General features: G+C 43.1%; 15 protein-coding genes and 1 pseudogene. 6 read left to right on the top strand and 10 right to left on the bottom strand.

What is annotated here, in order from left to right; genetic code table 11:
- Positions 1-9 precede the first annotated feature (9 nt).
- On the bottom strand, positions 10-1248 hold the full coding sequence (locus ACVW2L_RS00140) for an ABC transporter permease (RefSeq protein WP_457125915.1): 1239 nt from the start codon (positions 1246-1248) through the stop codon (positions 10-12).
- A 158-nt stretch (positions 1249-1406) separates the two neighbouring features.
- Between ACVW2L_RS00140 and hemH the strand changes: the two genes are divergently transcribed.
- On the top strand, positions 1407-2423 hold the full coding sequence (hemH, locus tag ACVW2L_RS00135; RefSeq protein ID WP_457125914.1) for a ferrochelatase: 1017 nt from the start codon (positions 1407-1409) through the stop codon (positions 2421-2423).
- 151 nt (positions 2424-2574) lie between these two features.
- Here hemH and ACVW2L_RS00130 read toward each other — a convergent pair whose 3' ends face one another.
- The 3 genes from ACVW2L_RS00130 to ftcD all read right to left on the bottom strand — a co-directional run bounded on the left by ACVW2L_RS00130 (position 2575) and on the right by ftcD (position 6366).
- On the bottom strand, positions 2575-4467 hold the full coding sequence (locus ACVW2L_RS00130; RefSeq protein ID WP_457125913.1) for a DNA topoisomerase IV subunit B: 1893 nt from the start codon (positions 4465-4467) through the stop codon (positions 2575-2577).
- A gap of 94 nt (positions 4468-4561) precedes the next feature.
- Positions 4562-5197, bottom strand: coding sequence for a hypothetical protein (locus ACVW2L_RS00125; protein WP_457125912.1), 636 nt, complete (start codon positions 5195-5197; stop codon positions 4562-4564).
- 158 nt (positions 5198-5355) lie between these two features.
- A complete protein-coding gene (ftcD, locus tag ACVW2L_RS00120) occupies positions 5356-6366 on the bottom strand; it encodes a glutamate formimidoyltransferase (protein ID WP_457125911.1) in 1011 nt (336 codons plus the stop codon).
- Between the two features lie 241 nt (positions 6367-6607).
- Between ftcD and ACVW2L_RS00115 the strand changes: the two genes are divergently transcribed.
- From ACVW2L_RS00115 to ACVW2L_RS00105, 3 genes are all read left to right on the top strand, one after another.
- Positions 6608-8743, top strand: coding sequence for a carboxy terminal-processing peptidase (locus ACVW2L_RS00115; RefSeq protein WP_457125910.1), 2136 nt, complete (start codon positions 6608-6610; stop codon positions 8741-8743).
- 95 nt (positions 8744-8838) lie between these two features.
- Positions 8839-9957 carry a ligase-associated DNA damage response exonuclease gene (locus ACVW2L_RS00110; protein WP_457125909.1) on the top strand — a complete coding sequence of 373 codons (1119 nt, stop codon included), beginning with the start codon at positions 8839-8841 and terminating at the stop codon, positions 9955-9957.
- Positions 9954-11573, top strand: coding sequence for an ATP-dependent DNA ligase (locus ACVW2L_RS00105; protein WP_457125908.1), 1620 nt, complete (start codon positions 9954-9956; stop codon positions 11571-11573). Before ACVW2L_RS00110 ends, ACVW2L_RS00105 begins: the two co-directional genes overlap by 4 nt.
- Positions 11574-11641: 68 nt before the next feature.
- On the opposite strand, the gene ACVW2L_RS00100 is transcribed toward ACVW2L_RS00105, so the two are convergent.
- Entirely contained in the window at positions 11642-12097 is a 456-nt protein-coding gene (locus ACVW2L_RS00100; RefSeq protein ID WP_457125907.1) for a hypothetical protein, read from the bottom strand.
- Between the two features lie 381 nt (positions 12098-12478).
- Positions 12479-13333, bottom strand: coding sequence for an IS3 family transposase (locus ACVW2L_RS00095; protein ID WP_457125906.1), 855 nt, complete (start codon positions 13331-13333; stop codon positions 12479-12481).
- Positions 13334-13350: 17 nt separating this feature from the next.
- On the opposite strand from ACVW2L_RS00095, the pseudogene ACVW2L_RS00090 reads away from it, so the two are divergent.
- Both ACVW2L_RS00090 and ACVW2L_RS00085 read left to right on the top strand, forming a co-directional pair.
- Positions 13351-13752: pseudogene (locus ACVW2L_RS00090) on the top strand (PAS domain-containing protein); the annotation flags it as partial.
- Positions 13753-13764: 12 nt separating this feature from the next.
- A complete protein-coding gene (locus ACVW2L_RS00085; protein WP_457130173.1) occupies positions 13765-14448 on the top strand; it encodes a sensor histidine kinase in 684 nt (227 codons plus the stop codon).
- Positions 14449-14474: 26 nt separating this feature from the next.
- Here ACVW2L_RS00085 and ACVW2L_RS00080 read toward each other — a convergent pair whose 3' ends face one another.
- Genes ACVW2L_RS00080 through ACVW2L_RS00065 form a run of 4 tightly spaced genes read right to left on the bottom strand, consistent with a single transcriptional unit; the run spans position 14475 to position 19794 of the window.
- Positions 14475-16931: a TonB-dependent receptor domain-containing protein gene (locus tag ACVW2L_RS00080; protein ID WP_457125905.1), complete on the bottom strand. Its 2457-nt coding sequence runs from the start codon at positions 16929-16931 to the stop codon at positions 14475-14477.
- 23 nt (positions 16932-16954) lie between these two features.
- Positions 16955-17764, bottom strand: a complete 810-nt coding sequence (locus tag ACVW2L_RS00075) for a DUF4097 family beta strand repeat-containing protein (RefSeq protein WP_457125904.1) — start codon at positions 17762-17764, stop codon at positions 16955-16957.
- 23 nt (positions 17765-17787) lie between these two features.
- Positions 17788-18918, bottom strand: coding sequence for a serine hydrolase domain-containing protein (locus ACVW2L_RS00070; protein WP_457125903.1), 1131 nt, complete (start codon positions 18916-18918; stop codon positions 17788-17790).
- A 21-nt stretch (positions 18919-18939) separates the two neighbouring features.
- Entirely contained in the window at positions 18940-19794 is an 855-nt protein-coding gene (locus ACVW2L_RS00065) for a hypothetical protein (RefSeq protein WP_457125902.1), read from the bottom strand.
- Positions 19795-19798 lie beyond the last annotated feature (4 nt).

Raw genomic sequence — 19798 nt, 5'->3', positions numbered from 1 at the left:
CATCGGAAATTATTCATAGCGCAGCGCTTCCACCGGATCAAGCTTAGATGCTTTTTTTGCAGGATAATATCCTGACGCCAGCCCAATAAATGTACAAATTAAAAATGCTGATAACAGCCAGATCCACGGAATAACAAATTTACCGCTTATTCCAACGGCTATGAGGTTACCAATGGCCATGCCCAATATCATGCCGCCTATACCGCCAATAATACATATCACAACAGCTTCTATTAAAAACTGCTTACGTATAACTGCCGGTGTTGCGCCTATGGCTTTCCGTACACCTATTTCGCGTGTGCGCTCGGTTACAGATACAAGCATAATATTCATTAACCCTATAGCCGCACCCAGCAAAGTAATAATACCAATGCCAAATCCGGCTACGGTCATGCCGGTAATCTGACCGGATAGTTGCTGCTGAACGGAGTCGCTACGCACAATCTCAAAATTGTCTGGCGCAGCCACGTTAAGCCCGCGTATGTTTCTGAACATAGAAGTGGCTTCACCGGTAGTGGCGTCAAGCGCCTCGGGGCCTTTAACCATTACTGCAATAGCGAATGAGGGATTAGCGGTTGTCGCAATTTGCTTTGCTTTTAAAATGGGAATAAGGCACATACGGTCGCCCCCGCCACCTACAGCCGACCCTTTAGGGGCAAATACCCCTATTACCCTATATTTATTGCTACCTACATAAATAGATTTATTTATGGGGTCAATTTTTTTAAATAATTTCTCTTTCACCTCGTCGCCGATCATAACCACATTAGCGCCATGCTGCAGTTCTGTGTCCGAAAAATTCCTGCCCAGTGCCAGCTTGTAGCCGTTGGTCTGTAAATAATTTTCGTTTGAGCCGGTTATACTAACGTTAGGGTTAGTTTTGTTACTGGCATATTTAGCAATGGCCGTTCCTGATACATTGAGGTTGATTGCTGTTAATACCGGTAACTTAAATTTATCTCTGAAACGAGCTGCCTGGCTATAAGTTATTGCCGGATAGGTTTTTCTGCGGCCACCGCCAAAACGTATGCCCGAGCCACGGTTTTGAATAGTGAAGGAGTTAGCGCCTAAACTTGAAAAAGCATCTGTTGTGTATTGTTTTATACCCTCTACGGCAGTTAATATCCCCACAAGCGCCATAATACCTATAGCAATAATAAGCGCTGTAAGCGACGTGCGTAAACGATTACCGGCAATAGATTGCAGGGCTATAGAAACATTCTCGCGAAAACTGGTTTTTACCGGCATGGTATAAATATAGAAAAACTAATTGTAAGACTATGGTTTGGGCGTATTGTTACAGAAATTTTGAACAAACAATAACGCAGCGTTATAAATTTTAATCGTTTTGTAATTAAAAATAAGCTTTAAGCGGTTAGGTGCTTTTTTTGTTATTTTTGCGCCTTATGGCAAAAAAAGGCATATTACTGGTTAACCTTGGCACTCCTGATAGCCCCGAAACGGCTGACGTGCGTAAATACCTTAACGAGTTTTTAATGGATGGGCGGGTAATTGACATTAACCCCGTATCGCGTGCTCTTCTGGTAAGGGGCATAATTGTACCCTTCAGGGCACCAAAATCTGCTAAATTGTATAAGGCGATATGGAGTAAAGAGACAGGATCGCCATTGCTGCATTATAGTATTTTACAACATAAAGCCTTGGTTGAGCGCCTGGGCGATGAATACCAGGTTGAGCTGGCCATGCGCTACCAAAGCCCTTCAATAGAAGCTGCATTAGAAAGGCTGAAGAAGAACCTGGTGAGCGATATCAAGGTTATTCCCATGTTTCCGCAATACGCATCGGCAAGTACAGGCTCTGTGCATGATAAGGTGATGAAACTGGTGAGCGATTGGCAAACTATACCTAATGTAACCTTCATTAATTCGTTTCACGACGATGACCTGATGATTAGCACTTTTGCACAAAACGCGCTAAAGTATCAGCCCGAAACTTTTGATCATATTTTGTTCAGCTTCCACGGCCTGCCGCAGCGCCAGATAATGAAATGCGACCATACCGGCAGCTATTGTTTGAAGGTGGATGGCTGCTGCGATACTTTGAATGATACCAATAAATTTTGCTATTCGGCACAGAGTTACGATACAGCGCGCCTTATTGCTGAACAATTAAATCTGCCTAAAGAAAAATATACGGTTTGCTTTCAATCGCGCCTGGGTAACGACCCTTGGGTACAGCCCTATACCAGCAAAGTAATTGAGCAATTGGCCAAAGAAGGTAAAAAACGCCTGTTGGTATTTTGCCCCGCCTTTGTTGCTGACTGCCTTGAAACTGTTTATGAGGTTACCGTTGAATATGGCGACGAGTTTAAAGCACTGGGCGGTGAACACGTTCAGTTAGTGGAAAGCCTTAATGATTCGCCAACGTTTATTGATGCGTTGGAGAGAATGGCCAGAGGGTAACAGACACTTTTTAAGTTTGCGATTTCGACCGTAGAGAAACCTATACGCAAGCTATTCCGTGGACCTGGCATGTGTATAGGTTTCTTTTTCGCGTTAACACAATGCCCATCTCTGCTCTATCTAAATGACATCTTTTACAGGAGCTATCTAATTATACCGCTATCGGCAAATCATCCTCTTCTTTAGCAACTATTATTGGGTTAACCGTCTCATCATCCTTTTCAACCCTTAAATTACCAATAATATGCTGCTGACGGGCGGGAGTATTCTTGCCCATAAAATATTCAAGCAGGCCCTTTATGTTGGCATCTCTTAATATTACTGGGTCAAGGCGCATATCTTTGCCAATAAACAAACCAAATTCTTCAGGTGATATTTCGCCCAATCCTTTAAAGCGGGTTATCTCGGGCTTAACGCCCAATTTGGCAATTGCGTTGCGGCGCTCTTCGTCGCTATAGCAGTAAATAGTTTCTTTTTTGTTGCGGACCCTGAACAGTGGCGTTTGCAGAATAGATACATGCCCGGCTTTTACCAAATCAGGGAAGAACTGCAAAAAGAAGGTCATAAGCAATAGACGTATGTGCATACCATCCACGTCGGCATCAGTAGCAATTACAATGTTGTTATAACGCAGGGCATCAATACCGTCCTCAATATTAAGCGCATGCTGTAACAAGTTAAACTCTTCGTTCTCGTACACCACTTTCTTTGTAAGGCCGAAACAGTTAAGTGGTTTACCCTTTAAACTAAACACCGCCTGCGTCATTACATCACGCGATTTAGTGATTGAGCCTGATGCCGAATCACCTTCGGTAATAAACAATGTTGTATCCTGTTTCCGCTCGTGGGTATCGTCAAAATGCACTTTGCAATCGCGCAGTTTGCGGTTGTGTAACGATGCTTTTTTGGCCCGCTCGTTGGCCAATTTTTTAATGCCGGCAATATCCTTGCGCTCGCGCTCTGATTGTAATATGCGCGCCTTTAAAGCTTCTGCTGTAGCCGTATTTCTGTGCAGGTAGTTATCCAGTTCTTTCTTTACAAAATCGCCTATAAAGCTTCGCACAGACGGCCCTTCCGGACCAACATTTTGCGAACCCAACTTTGTTTTGGTTTGCGATTCGAAAACAGGCTCCTGAACCTTAATGGCTATTGCCGCTACAATTGATGCACGTACATCGGCCGCGTCATAATCTTTATCATAAAACTCGCGAATGGTTTTAACTACCGCCTCACGAAAAGCTGCCTGGTGCGTACCACCCTGCGTGGTGTGCTGCCCGTTTACAAACGAATAATATTCTTCACCGTATTGCTGCCCGTGGGTCATGGCTATCTCAATATCTTCACCCTTAAGGTGAATGATGGGATAACGTAAGGTCTCAGAATTATCGGTTTTTTTGGTTAACAAATCAAAAAGCCCACGTTCCGAAAAATATTTTTGGCCGTTAAAGTTGATGGTGAGGCCCGAGTTTAGATAAACGTAGTTCCATATCATGTTCTCAATAAACTCCGGGATAAAACGGTAGTGCCTGAAGATAGAATCGTCGGGAAAAAAGTTAATAGCGGTGCCGTTGCGTTGCGATGTTTCTTTTTCGGCCTCGTCTCGTACTAATTCCCCTTTTTCAAACTCGGCTATTTTGGTGCGTCCATCGCGGTATGATTGTACAAGGAATGAGGTTGACAAAGCGTTAACCGCCTTTGTACCCACACCATTTAAGCCTACTGATTTTTGGAAAGCCTTACTGTCATACTTACCGCCGGTATTGATCTTTGATACGCAGTCTATAACCTTACCCAAAGGTATCCCCCTGCCGTAATCACGAACGGACACTTTATGGTCGCTTATGGTTACCTCAATGGTTTTACCGGCGCCCATTACAAACTCATCTATAGAGTTGTCAATGATCTCTTTTAATAAAACATAAATGCCGTCGTCATAAGCAGAACCATCACCTAATTTACCAATGTACATGCCCGGGCGCAGGCGGATGTGCTCTTTCCAGTCGAGCGACCGTATACTGTCTTCACTATAATTAACCTCAGCCATATGCAGATATGATATATTAGCGCCGAAAGACGCTGACAGCAAAAATAAAATTTAGAGGATGAATAAGGGCGTTAAATAAACTAACTTATTAACATTATTTCTCTCCCTTGTCTGATGACTTGAATTTCAGGCAATTACTTGCTTCAAACATGTTCCTGAAAAACTCAGGACCCTTGTTATTACTAAGGCAAATTGCAAATACGCTGCCTGTATTAAATTTTGCTAAAACAATCATCAAAGCGTACTTATAATGCTTTGTTACCGGCGAATCTTTTAGGTTAACTAAATAGGTTTTACCAACATCAGCATTGTATCGCGACAAAATAAACGGCGGAATGGGGCGTGTGAGCCAATCATTATCATTAGAAAAAACCAGCGCTTGCTGTTTTATAATAAATGAGTAGGCCGAATCTGCCGGCATACGCAGGTTATTGTCTTTTAAAAGTTCTTTATTTTCTTTTGGAGAGTTAACACGCAGCCATATTTCAAAATCTTTTTCCGGAAGTTCCAGGGCGTAGTTAAAATTAAAATCGCGGTTACTAACTGCTTTTATTTCTTTAAAACCAACCGGAAACGTAAAAGCAATGCCCGATTTGTTCAAAGCTTTATCAAAACTCTTAAACTGCTGGCCATTATCTAAACGAACGCCTTGGGCAAACACAGCCGGTACCGCGCATACCCATAGTATCGTTAATATAAAACGTGTAAGATTTAGAAAAATATTATTCATTTTGATTTAAACCGCGAAGATATTAGATCTACGCATGCCGCTTAGAGTTAAAAAACATATTTTAGTTTAAATATAAAAATTAAATAAAAAGATCATTTTTAAACTTACACGACAGTTAAAATTTTAACAAAATTGTTACTTCCTGTTTTAGCCTCAATTTAAATTTCAAGCAGGTAATCCAATATACGTTTTTGCGGGTAAAAAGGTTTCGTAACACCCAGCCCCATTCCTTTAACAGCAAAGTTCACTAATTCTTCATCCGATACGACCTGTTCCCCTTCTTTATCAGCAAAATATTGCCCGGCTTGCCTAATGGCGCTGAGTGGTATAAGCCCTATCAACTCGCTGCCTTTGGCCTCTAACCCGTAAACTTTGGCCCGATCAGCAATAGTTTCAAAAACCTGATGTATCGGCGTGAGGTTGATATCGGTAATATTGGTTGATACCTGCGCGCACTTATATTCTTCCATATACCAGCCTATCGCCTTTACTCCCTTAAGTAAACCCGGAACACGTTTTTTCCCTTCTTCATTCGCTATTAACCGTCCCGATTCGCGTACATCCGCAGCAATTTCAGCAGCTAAATCTATTGAAGCAGTATTAAGATTAACATTATAAGCTATTAAAAAATTTCTTGCGCCTATAACTGTAGCCCCCGCTTTGGCATTCATCTCTGCCGGGCCAAAATCAGGCTGCCACCCTGGTTGCTTTATCTTCTCAAAAAAACCCTCGTACTCGCCTGATCTGATAATCGAAAGATTGCTTCGGCGCCTATCAGGCTGCGAATACTCATATAAATAAACAGGTATTCTCAATTCGGCATCTACCCTTGCAGCCAATTGTCTGGCGTAAACATCAACCTCTGCCAAAGTTATATTGCTTACCGGCACCAACGGACAAACATCAGTGGCACCCATACGCGGGTGCTCACCTTTTTGGGTACGCATATCAATCAGCTCAGCAGCTTTTCTTATACAGTTAAAGGCAGCTTCAATAACAGCTTCGGGCGCTCCGGCGAAGGTTAAAACAGTGCGGTTAGCGTCGTGGCCGGCATCAACATTAAGCAATTCAACGCCTTTTGTCTGTTTTATTTCTGCAGCTATCTGGGCAATTATATCCGTATTAACACCTTCACTAAAGTTAGGTACGCATTCAATAATTGGTTTCATCAGGCGTGCAATTTAAATGTTTGATGTAACATCTTTGCCCAAAATTAGTCTCTATATAACAATAAAGTAAAAAACCTGTTGTTATGTTAAAATAGCAAAACATTATTGTAATATTGTTATTCTCAAATAAGAGGCAGACAATTAAGACTGTCTTTTTTTGTTTATATTTAATTAGCCTGCTTTAGGCACAAGTATTGTATTGATGTTTGATTTAGTTCCTGATTTTAAGACAGTAAAGGATATGTTTAAGAGATTTTATTTCGTTTTGGCCCTTGGCGGCGCGCTTGCCTGCAATGCTGCACCCTCAAAACCTGTTAAGGTTGATGGTTCGCTCAATTTAGAGCCAACCGAGCAGCAAAGGACAGCTGTTAAGGCCGTGGCTTCGCTTATATCAGGCTACAACTACAAAAAAGTTCCATTGAACGACTCTTTGTCGGCTATTATATACGATCGCTTTTTGAAAAGCATGGATGAAAACCATGTTTACCTTTTAGCATCTGATATCGCTGATTTTGATAAATACAAAACAAAGCTTGATGATGACATTAAGGCCGGCAACCTTAATAATGTATTCTACATTTTTAATGTATTTCAAAAACGGTATGCCGAGCGCCAAAATTACTCATTAGCGCAACTGAATAAAGAATTTGATTTTACTAAGGATGACGCTTTTGTTTATGACCGGGAAAAGTTGCCATGGGCATCGCAAACCGAGATAGATGCTTATTGGACACAACGTGTTAAATATGACCTGATCAACCTGAAGCTTGCCAGCCAGGATGTGGCTAAGAATAAGGAAACTTTAAAGAAACGCTACGACAACTACTTATCGCAAAACAGCAAATTGCAAAGTGATGATGTGTTCCAGATATTTATGGACGACTTTACTGAAGCCATTGACCCGCACACCAATTATTTTAATCCGTTTAACAAGGCGCAGTTTAAAATGGAAATGTCGCGCTCGCTTGAGGGTATAGGCGCCACTTTAGAAACTAAAAATGAGTATATCAGCATCAATAGCTTAGTAGCCGGTGGCCCTGCAGACAAAAGCCACGTAGTTAATGTAGGCGACCGTATTGTAGCTGTAGCACAAGGCAAGGATGGCGAATTTCAGGATATTATTGGCTGGCGGATAGATAACGCTATAAAATTGATTCGCGGCAACAAAGGTACCCTTGTAAGGTTGAAATTACTGCCACAGGGAAAGGCAGTTTCTGATCCAACCAAAACGGTAGAAATTATTCGCGAAAAGATTGTATTGAAAGATCAGTTAGCAAAACAAGAGATCCGCAATTATCAGCAAAACGGCAAAAATCTTAAAATAGGCATTATAAATATACCTGCGTTTTATGTTGATTTTGAGGCGGCCCGTGCCGGCAATCCAAATTATCAAAGTACCACACACGATGTTAAAATGATATTGGATTCGCTTAAGCGCGAAAATGTTGACGGCATTGTAATTGACCTGCGCTCAAACGGTGGCGGATCATTAACAGAAGCTATTTCACTTACCGGCCTGTTTATAAAATCAGGTCCGGTGGTGCAGGTTCGTGATACCAAAAATGATATTGAAGTTGACAAAGATGAAGATCCGGAAATTTCCTACTCAGGACCGTTAGCGGTTTTAGTTGACCGTTTTAGCGCTTCTGCTTCCGAAATTTTTGCAGGCGCTATACAAGATTACGGTCGCGGTATAGTTTTAGGTACCCAAACTTATGGCAAAGGCACCGTACAAACACAAATAGATCTGGATAAAGTTGTAGCGTCGTCACTGGGCAACAGGATCGCGTCAACCGCAACAAAAATAACCGGCGGAGCGGCAGATAAAGACCAGGATTACGGTCAGCTTAATCTTACTATTGCTAAATTTTACCGGATAAGCGGCGGGTCAACACAACATAAAGGTGTTATCCCTGACATTAAATTTCCAACTGCTATACCACTTGATAAATACGGAGAAGATACCGATCCTTCTGCCTTGCCTTTTGATATAATTGCAAAAAGCCAGTATGCTACAGTTGGCGATTTTAATCCAGTTTTGCCGCAGCTTACCAAACTTCACGAGGATCGTATGAAAAACAGCGTTGTGTTTAAAAACATGCAAGAGGATATATCCGAATTCAGAAAGAATGAAGCAAGCAGAACTATTATATTAAATCTGGACAAATTGAAATCTCAGCGCGAGAAAGACGAGCAAAAAACCTTTGAGAGAGACAATGCCTTACGCATTGCATTAGGTCGCCCTGCTTTGAAAAAAGGCGAAGCTAAACCTAAAAAAGAAGATTTGGACGCTATAAAGTTCGAGGCTGGTCAGATATTGGTTGATTATATTACCATTGCCGATAAAGTAGCACGTGTTAATAAACCTGCCTTTTAAAACCGTACGTTTTAACCGTATATATGCAAAAGCCCACGCCTTAGTGCGAGGGCTTTTGTGTTAAAACCAATTGCTTAGAAACGGGTTGTTTATACATGGCAAATAAACCGCTAATAGAGTTTACAGATAATGGCATTTACTGTGCACAAGGCAAGTTTTATATTGATCCCTGGAAACCTGTTGATGATGCGGTAATAACCCATGCACACAGCGACCATGCCCGGTGGGGAAACAAGCGATACCTGGCTCATCATTTATCAAGAGAAGTATTGCTTTACCGGCTTGGGGATATTAGCTTACAAACCATAGAATACGGCGAAAAGATCCTGAAGAATGGTGTAGAGATATCGCTTTATCCGGCAGGCCATGTTATTGGCTCAGCGCAGGTGCGAATTGAATATAAGGGTGAGGTTTGGGTAATATCAGGCGATTACAAAACGGAAGATGACGGTGTTTGCGCCCCTTTTGAACCTGTAAAATGCCATCACTTTATTTCGGAGTGCACCTTCGGGATGCCTGTGTTTCAATGGAAGCCACAGCAGCAGCTTTTTGATGATGTAAATAATTGGTGGCGGCAAAATGCTGAAAATAATATAGCCACCGTGCTGGTTGGTTATTCTTTAGGCAAAGCCCAACGGATTCTGCAAAATCTTGACCTGTCTATTGGCAAGGTTTATACCCACGGCGTAATTGAAAACACCAACGAAGCTCTGCGCAGAAACGGCATTATATTAAACGAGACACACCGCATAACACCCGAAACGGCGAAAGAAGAAGTACGCAAGGGCTTAATACTGGCGCCGCCGTCTTCAGTAGGTACGCCGTGGATGCGCAGGTTTCAGCCTTATAGTTTTGGCTATTGCTCTGGTTGGATGGCGCTTCGCGGCGCGAAGCGCCGGCGCGCTGCCGACCGTGGCTTTGTACTATCAGACCATGCCGACTGGAATGGCCTGATAAGCGCTATTGATGCCACAGGCTGCGAAAAAGTTTACCTTACCCACGGCTATACAGCACCTTTTGCGCGGTACCTTACCGAAATTGGCTTCGACGCTCATGAGGTGCATACTTTATTTGGCGATGATGAAGCTACCAACGTTACGCCTGTGGAAGAGGGAGAAACCCCCTCTAAATCTCCGCCGGAAGGGGAGACTTTGCCTGTGGAATTGATGAGCTCCTCCCCTGCCGGGGGAGGCCGGGAGGGGGCTGCTATATGAAAGCCTTCGCTCAACTCTTTCTCTCGTTAGACGAGACAAATAAAACTAACGAAAAGGTTAAGGTTTTAAAAGACTACCTCAATTGCGTACCCGATTCTGATAAGATGCACATGCTGGCCTTGTTTACGGGGCGCAAACCCAAGCGGGTTATCAACGCCACGCAGATCCGTACGTGGGCAAATGTTGTTACCGGCATTCCGGTTTGGTTATTTGAAGAGAGCTACCATATAGTGGGCGACCTTGCCGAAACGATGGCACTGCTGCTACCACAAAACACTGTGAGCAGCAGCGACAAAACCCTTACCGACTGGATGGCGGAGCTAAACACCCTAAGCATCAAAACGGAAGAAGAGCGTAAGCTCTGGCTCACCGATGCCTGGGCCATATTAGACACCCAGGAACGCTTTGTATTTAACAAACTGCTCACAGGAAGTTTTAGGGTTGGTGTGTCGCAGAACCTGGTCATTAAGGCCTTGGCAGATATCTCCGGTATAGATGCTGCTACGCTTACCCACCGCATTATGGGCAACTGGATGCCCGACACTTACTCCTACGAGCAATTGACGCAAAAGGAAAGTGCCTCTGACGATATCTCGAGGCCCTACCCTTTCTTTTTGGCCTATCCTATACAAGAAACATCAGACAAACAAAAATCAGCAGATGAGTTAAAGGTGACTTTAGGCGAGGCTGATGAGTGGCAAGCCGAATGGAAATGGGATGGCATAAGAGCGCAATTAATTAAACGCGATGGGCAGATCTTTATTTGGAGCCGGGGTGAGGACCTTGCTACCGAGAAATTCCCCGAGCTGCACCCTTTTTTAAACGCGCTGCCAGATGGGACGGTAATGGATGGGGAGATCCTTAGCTTTCGCGATGGTTTGCCCCTACCCTTCAATGTGCTTCAAACGCGGATCGGTAGAAAAAATATCAGTAAAAAAATATTGGAAGAGAGCCCTGTGGCGGTGATAGCTTATGACTGTTTGGAATACAGGGGCGAAGACATCCGTTATAAAACACAGTCAGAGCGGCGGGTTTTGCTGGAAGACTTGCAAAGCGCTACGCCGCATCCTGAAATATTCAGGATCTCGGCCCTCATAAAATTCAACAGTTGGGATGAATTGGGCGAGATACGCGCGCAATCTCGGGCTATGATTGCGGAAGGCATAATGCTAAAACGTAAAAGTGCTACCTACCAGGTGGGTCGCCGACGTGGCGACTGGTGGAAGTGGAAAATAGATCCGCTGTCTGTAGATGCTGTTATGATTTACGCGCAAAAGGGTCATGGCCGCCGGGCGGATCTGTACACAGACTATACCTTCGCCGTTTGGGATGGTGACAAATTGGTGCCCTTTGCCAAGGCCTACTCGGGTTTGACAGATGCAGAGATAAACAAGGTGGATTACTTTGTAAAACGCAATACGCTGGAAAAATTCGGTCCGGTGCGTACGGTTAAACCGGAACTGGTTTTTGAGATCGGTTTTGAAGGCATTAACCGCTCAACCCGGCATAAATCCGGTATTGCATTGCGTTTTCCACGCATCCTGCGCTGGCGGCATGATAAACCTAAGGAAGAGGCCGATACGCTGGAGAATTTGAAGGCGCTGCTGGGAGACTGAAGGATTTCGAATGTCGAATTTTCAATTTCGAATTTGAAACTTTATTATTCAGGTTTCGAGATTCGATATTATTGCAATTCGTTATTTCTGTTTTCAACCAAGGCCGGGTTAGTAATTGCCATATCATTACCAACATCATACAGCTCAACATGCTCCGGGTGGCGTGGGGCCCAGAGGATGTAATAATAAGCCAGGCTGCATACACCCATCAAGAATGGCACTATGGCCATTTGCTTAAAGGTTATACCGCCATACACCGTTAATGCGTCTATCCCTAAAAACTCAGTCGACATCCAGTAGGAGTTAGCTAAGATCCATAATGTAATGGCCAGGTTATGCGTCAGCTCGGCCATCATATGGCGGGTGCGCCATGCTATTACAATCGAGATAATCAGCGTGGGGAATATCATCATAATGCCTAAAGGCTTCCAGATAAGGCACCAGCCTATATCTTTAAAGATCCAGAAAACGATGTGAAGATTCTCCATCTTCCGGTACTTAAGCGGGATAGTATAAACAGACATAACGCTAAAATAAATAAAAATCGGAAAAACAATTGCGAAGCGTTTATCAACAGGAAATGCGGGTGTTACAGAAAAAATGTGTTCCCCGGATTTTAAAAACGCAATTTAATGATAATTATTAGTTTAGCATTTTAAACTACCATAAATTTAAATTAGCAAATTTAGCTGTAAATGATACCTAAAACACTAATTATCAATTAATTGATAATTGAACCGATTGACACTTTCTGCAACAATTTAGCAACGCTTTAGCAACACAATAGCAACACTTTTGCAACACTTTTTTGAATTGACCCGTCCTAAAAAAAGTTTACACTGTTGGTTATTAATACTGGACCTGATTTACACTTTTTAGTTTAGTCCTAAAACAGGTTTACACAATTATATAGTCATACCTACCTCCATTTCTCTTACAGGGTAATAATTGCGCCATCTACGCCTAAGCGGCCCTGTTCCTTGATGTGCTTTCTCAGGAGTAAGCATATCTAAACTACTGTGTGGACGTGCAGTATTGTAGATGTGTATAGCGTCTTTAACAGCTTTATAAGCGATATTAATGTTATTGTATTTTTTGTCCAAGAACTCCATTTTAAGTATGCCATTTACTCTTTCAGCTATGGCATTGTCCCGTGGATTACCGCTTTGGGTCATACTGATAGTAATGTTCTTCTTGTTGAGCAATTCAGTATATGCCTTACTACAGTATTGTGTACCCCTGTCTGAATGATGTATCAGTGGCTGATCTGTAAGACGTGTACTTAAAGCCATCGTTAAGGCACTCAAACAATTGTCCGTAGAAAGATCATGGCTCAATTCAAAGCCAATGATCTTTCGGCTGTAGGCATCCGTTACCAGGCTCAGGTAAGCAAAGTCTTCTTTAATACGAATGTAGGTAATGTCACTTACCCATAGCTGATTAGCGCGTTCCGGTACCAGATCGCGCCTCAGGTCAGGATACTTTCTGAAACGGTGAGATGAAAAAGTAGTTCTTACCCGGTACCGTTTTCTGCGCACCAGCAGTCCGTTATCTCTGAGCAGCTCAAAGAAAGCATCACGACCTATACCAGGCTGTATCAGCTCAAACAGCTTTCTGGTTCCTATTCGTGGTTGTAATCTGCGATGCGCTAATACCTGCTGAATGATCTCTTCATGCCTGAAGGTCCGCTTCTCTGTCTGACAATTGTATTGATAATAAGCTTGTGAACTATAACCAAGCAGTGTGCATAACCCGCGCAAAAATCTGGAAGCTATAATTGCAGAGAAAACGGTGCTTGAACAAGGCCTGCAGGCCAGCCAGCAAAGGCTGCAGCGCTATATTAGATACCATGGCCGAAGGGGTTGTAATAACGGATGTAAATGCTCACGTAACTTATGCCAACGCCATGGCCCAGCGCATTATGGGTTTGCCCGAAGAACGCATAAAAGCACGCAGTTATAATGATGCCCAATGGACGAACGAACGCTTAGACGGAACGCCGCTGCCGAGTGCAGAACACCCTATTTATGTTGCAATGCGCACCGGTAATGCGGTGTACGATAAAGAAATAGGGATCCGCATACCTGGCAAGGATATTATGTACATATCAATTAACGCAGCGCCGTTGGTTGATGACGCGGGCGCTGTTAACGAGGGGGTTGCTACTTTTACTGACGTTACCAGCCGCCGCATGATATTACAGCAAAAAGATGATTTTATAAGCGTGGCCAGCCACGAGTTAAGAACGCCGGTAACGGCGCTCAAAGCTTCTTTACAATTGCTGGAACGGATGGATAAAAATGTTAAACCCGAGCAGTATGAACGACTGGTAGGCCAGGCAAACAGAAGCCTTAATAAATTGAGCGAACTGATAAACAGCCTGCTTAACAGTAATCGCATTAGCCAGGGGCGCTTTCCTATCCATAAAACTCAATTTCTGTTAGTTGATCTTATTAACGGATGCTGCGACCATGTCCGTGCTGCCGGAACGCATGACATCATATTTAAGGGAGATAATACATTGCAGGTTTTGGCTGATGAGCAATTGGTTGATCAGGTAATTGTTAATATGGTGAACAACGCTGTTAAGTATGCGCCCCGCTCACGAGAAATTTTAATTGAAGTGAAAAAACTTAATGACAGGATTAAAATATCCGTAAGCGATTCGGGCCCGGGCATTCCGCCTGATAAAATTGAGCACTTGTTTGAACGCTATTATCAGGCAGAAGGCGGCGGACGGCAGTTCTCCGGGCTTGGTCTTGGCCTTTACATATCGGCAGAGATCATTCGCAAACACGGCGGCGAAATAGGTGTAGACAGCGAAGTAGGCAAAGGCAGCACTTTTTGGTTTACCCTGCCGGTCGAAGATAACTAAGCCATCTTCGCTTCCTTGCTTTGTTATTAATTCCCTGCTCTTCCGGCCTCTGCCTCTGCCCCGGTACTATCGTGTTTTCTTTGATTTTTTGTGCTTGAGCCAAAGTTGTAACTAAAGCCTAAAATAACAAGCCTGTTGGCGTTATCGTTATGGTAAGTGGCCTTTACATTGCCCAGGTTGGTGATCTCCCCGGCCGAGAAACTGCTTCTGAAAATATCCCGTGCAGTTAGTTTAATAGCGCCTTTGTTATTTAAAACCTTTTTTTGCAGGCCGATATTAACCTGTTTACGCGCCTGGCTAATAAACTGCCCCCAAACGTTCTTAGACTGGTAGGTGCCCATAAGCTCAGCGCTCCAGCCTTTGCCGAAAGTAAACTGACTGGTGGTGGTGGTATAAAAAAACGTACGGGCAGAAGTAAGGTAAGCGTTTTTAAGCTGACCCTCATAACTGTTACGGTAAAGCTGAGCATACAAAGTAAAGTTCCACCATTTGGCCGGGGGGAACGTAAGGTTGGCGTTTACCCCTTTGGAAATAGTTTTACCCAGGTTAATGGAACTGGCAAAAAAGATATCGCCTTGCTGATAGTCGTGTTCTACCTGGTAATCTGTAAGTAAACTGTATACCATTGAAACAGTGATCAATTTTTTATAACTATAACTCAGCTCATAGTTATTTGAATATTGCGGACGGAGGAAAGGGTTGCCTACAAAGGCGCTGTATTTATCCAATATCACCACAAACGGGTTCAGATCCTGGTAATATGGCCTGTCAATCCGCCTGCCGAATGATGCGCGGACAGAGCTGTTACCTGCTGTATCTAACTTATACTGCACATAAGCCGTAGGAAAAAAACTGGCATAACGATTTACAAACGACGAATCTGCGCCTTTTGAATTGCCTAACTGGTGCCCGTGCACGTCAGTATATTCCATCCTTAAACCGCTTTGAAAAGACAGGCGCTTCCATTCTTTATTAAAATTAAGGTAAGCCGCTTGTATGGCCTCTTTATATAAAAAGCGGTTGGTACGGCCTTCATCAACAGTTTCAGCCCCGTTTTTTACATTATAGTAGCGAGCTGCATTATCGGTATTAACATAACTTGTTTTTACTCCGCCGGACAGATTTGCCTTTTTGCCCAGTGGTTGCGAATAATCAATTTTCGCTGTGTAAATATTTATGCGTGTAGGCAGTGTATCAATTATATGTTGTGATGTAGCCGGCAAACCAAACTTGTTAAATGAAGTGTTTTGAAAAAGCTGCGTACGGTTATTATCATAACCCAGGTAATTAAGATCAAAACTGATAGATCTGCCCAGGCTATCAAATTTATGCAGCATGTTAATGTTAACACCGCCATTTTTGTAATTATTTCGGGTGTCATTATCAGCTACGATAGTAGAATCTACCAGGCCGGCGGCATTTGTTAGCTTACTCGTCACCGGGTTGGGCGTACCACCCTTTGTAAAATTCCCGCTGAATACAATGCCCAAAGTAGTTTTTGGCGACAGATCATAATCAACGCCCAATTTAACGTTGCCGTTATTATACTTGGAATGGAAATACGCTTCTTCTGTATAACTGCCTGTTTGCAAGCCACTGTTATCAAAGTAACGCCTTACCAGATCAAGCTTGCGGTAATAATTTTGCAGATTGTAAGCACCGTTTAAAAACACATTAAACTTGCCTTTACGATAATTCAATGTGATACTTTCATTAGTAAAAGGATAAGCCGCCTTACCTGCTGAAGCGTTAATTGTACCGTTAAAACCCGCCGCTTTTGATTTTTTTGTTTTGATGTTAATGACGCCCGCATTGCCCGATGCATCATAACGCGCAGGCGGGTTAGGCATCAGTTCAATGGCCTCCAGTTGCGAAGCAGGGATTGATTTAAGGTAATTAGCCAGATTCTCGCCGGAAAGGTAGGTGGGTTTATCATCTATCATCACCATTATACCTGTCTTTCCTTTAAAGGTAATGTTGCCGCTTTGGTCAACCAATACCCCGGGCATCCTCTCCAACACTTCCAGCGCGCTTGCACCGGTGCTTGATATGGAGGCGCCAAGGTTTACCACTGTACGGTCAACCTTTTGCTCTATTACATCGCGCTGCGCGGCAATCTCTACCTGGTTAAGGCTTACCGCATCTTTCTGTAAAGTAATAACGGGCACGTCCGCAGCAGCTGATTCAGTACCTAAGCGAATCAATGCGCTGCGCTGACCTTTAAAACCAACGGCGCTAACTTCAACGTTAAAATCACCGGGTTTTAGATCATTAAAATTAAACCTGCCCTTAATATCGGTCTGGGTGGTTGCCACTACTAACGTATCAGCCAGCCGGATAAGCTTAACGGTGGCTGCTATTGCAGGTTCACCACCGACCTCGCGTACCAAACCTGATATATTGCCTGCCGGCGTTTGTGCCTGTGCTAAAGTTAAGGCAACGCAAAGCCATGCGCTTAAAAAAGCGAAGATTTTGGTTTTCATAAATGCTGGTGTTTTTTGCCTGCTTACTTAGCCTTGCGAATAAAGATATTGCCGTTAAAGGTCCTCATGGTTAATTCAGGACCGCCTCCGTTTAACTTGCCTGTAACCCATTCCTGATCGCTGTAACGGTAGCTTCCGTCTTTTCCGCGTGTTGTGGTTGGGGTGCTTGCTTCTACTGCCACATCAAAATCGCTGAAGATCTCTCCCCTGTCGGTATGTAGTTTAATATTGGCTTTAACTGTAGCTGGCACAGTAATATCAACCTTTCCATTTAAGGTGGTGAACGCCATCGGGGCCTTTGCGTCAATAGTTCTAAAAACTACTATAACATCGCCATTAGTTGTGTTAGCTACTACTGAGCCGGAAACGTTACTGAGTTTTATGCCACCGTTGGTATTACTCACTTCAATTTCGCCGCTGATATCAGTTGCCGTAATTCCGCGTGCATTTACGGTACTCAATTTAAACGTATTAGAGCCCCTGGGCACCTTAATTTTCACATTTCCCCTCTTGGCCATGGCATCGCCGGTTATATTTACCTTGTTATCTTTTTCAATGGCGGTAACACTGGTACTGCCTCCGCCAATAACACGCATGCCGCCTGAGTTGGTGGTCGGTTTGGGTTTTGTATCATCAGTCACAACATCTATCAATATTTCATTCCCATCATAAGCAGTAACGTCAATTGTGGCTGTTAGAAAGCTTACATTTAATGTAAACGGCTTACCCGGATTAGTCAAAGGTATTTTCAATTGCGATGTTGTTTGCGCCATTAATGGCCCACCCATTATTGTGCTGATTAGCAGCAGTGCTATAAATTTTATTGTCTTCATTTTATTATGTATTAAATATATGATTAATTATTATTTTCTTTTTCGGATATGAATTCCTCGGCTATCTTATTGACATATTTAAAAAAATCGGCTGATGCAAAATCGCGGTTAGCCAGAATGCACACAGACAAATGATAGTCTGGGAATAGTACAAACATGGCGGTGCCCCCGCTTGCGCTTCCACCATGATGGATCTGCCTTACACTCTTGGTTCCGTTAAACAGTTTAACTGTATCCACTTTCCAACCAATGGCATAGTTTATACCATTAATTTTTCCGTTGTTTAGCTTTTGTGGCGTCCACAAAACGGTGGTGGTTGTTGCGTTCAGGATCTTGCCCGATAAAAGCGCGTTCCCAAGTTTTACCATATCTGACGGTGTTGACAGAAAGCCACCACCGGCCCACTTGTTGCTGATATTAACTTCGGGCGCTTTTTTATACTTTCCTGCTTTTGCATCATAGTTATAAAACTCGGCCTTGTCTGCTATTGCCCGCAACTTATAATCAGCTGTGGTATTATTCATGCCCAATGGCGCAAACACAGTTTTCTGCATATAATCAAGAAAGTTGGTTTTGGTGATCTGCTCCATGGCAGCGCTTAATACAGTATAGTTATAGGTCGCATAAGCAAATTTTTCGCCGGGCTTAAACAACAGCGTATCGTACATAAAAACCTTCATACTTTCTTCAATACCGGGATATTCTGCATCGCTATTGAACTCTTTATCTTTGTAATTCCTGATACCGGAAGAATGCGAAGCCAATTGCCTTACAGTGATACGGGGCTTAGCGGCATCAAAAAAAGGAACATAATAACGAATGCCTGAATCAAGGTTTAATTGCCCGCTTTCTATTAATTTACCCAATCCCACAGATGTTATGGATTTGGATGAGCTGCCTATCCTGAACTTAGTTTTAATGTCTGCCGCTTCTTGTTTTTCCAGATCTTTATAACCAATGGCTTTTGTCCAAATTATCTTGTTATTGATACCCACCGCAACAGAAATTGATGGTGTTTTAAGGCTGTCAAGCGCCTCATCCAACAACTTTGATGAATTGCTTTTTGCCCTGGCAAAATCATTCCTCGCCTGTCCCTTTGCTAAAAAGGAACTTCCGCAGCTTGCAATCAACAATATCAGGATCGGTTTTTTCAAGTCGGGGTATTAATAATTTGTTTATGATCTTTTCAGGTAGATATTCCCGTTCAATGTTTCAAAAGTGGTTAGCTTGCCGCCGTTGCCAATTCGCAGACGCCTGTTTTTATTAATACGGTAAGTGGTACCTCCGCCAGATTTATTTTTTGTAACCTCCGGTTGTGTAGCTACCCCCTGCACATTGTCAAAATCTGTATAAAACTGACCGTTAAAGCTTTTGTACTGTACATCGCCTGCATATGCTGCCGGGTAGGTAACTTCTACCTTGCCGTTAATGGTTTGATAGCTGGAAGCTTCAGCAGGAACAGCCAGGTAAGTTGCAGTAACGGGGCCATTAACGGTATGTGCCTGCGTAGCGCTTTTAGCATTGGTGATAGCTATTCCGCCGTTAACATTCCTTACATTTAAGCCACCGTACACATTGTTTATGCTGATGTTGCCATCGTTTATGGTAACGGTGTGTAAATTGATATTGTTAGGCACCTTAACCGTATAGTTAAGCTTTACATAATAACCCTGCCATTGGTTATATACATTCCTAAAACCCGGTCGGTTATTCTGCGGCGCGGCGGTGTAGGCTATAATGCTATCGGTAGTTTGAATAAATCCTGTTTTAAACTCGCTTTTAGCCTTTTGCAAATCTTCGGCGGTTTTGGCATAGATGGTTTGTTCTGCCTCAATTATTACATCGTTTCCGTTGTATCCCTCTACCGTTATACTGCCCCACGTATTATAAAGCCCGAAAGTGGTTTTAGCTGCAGCAGTAGTAAGTGTAAACTTTTTGCTGAAGTGATCAGTAGCGGTAAACTCGCCTTTTTTTTGGGCAAAACAGTTGCCCCACCCTGCTATCAGCAGGATCAATATTATCCTTTTCATGTTG

Source organism: Mucilaginibacter sp. HD30 (assembly GCF_054061755.1).
This window is presented reverse-complemented; position numbering and strand designations above follow the sequence as displayed.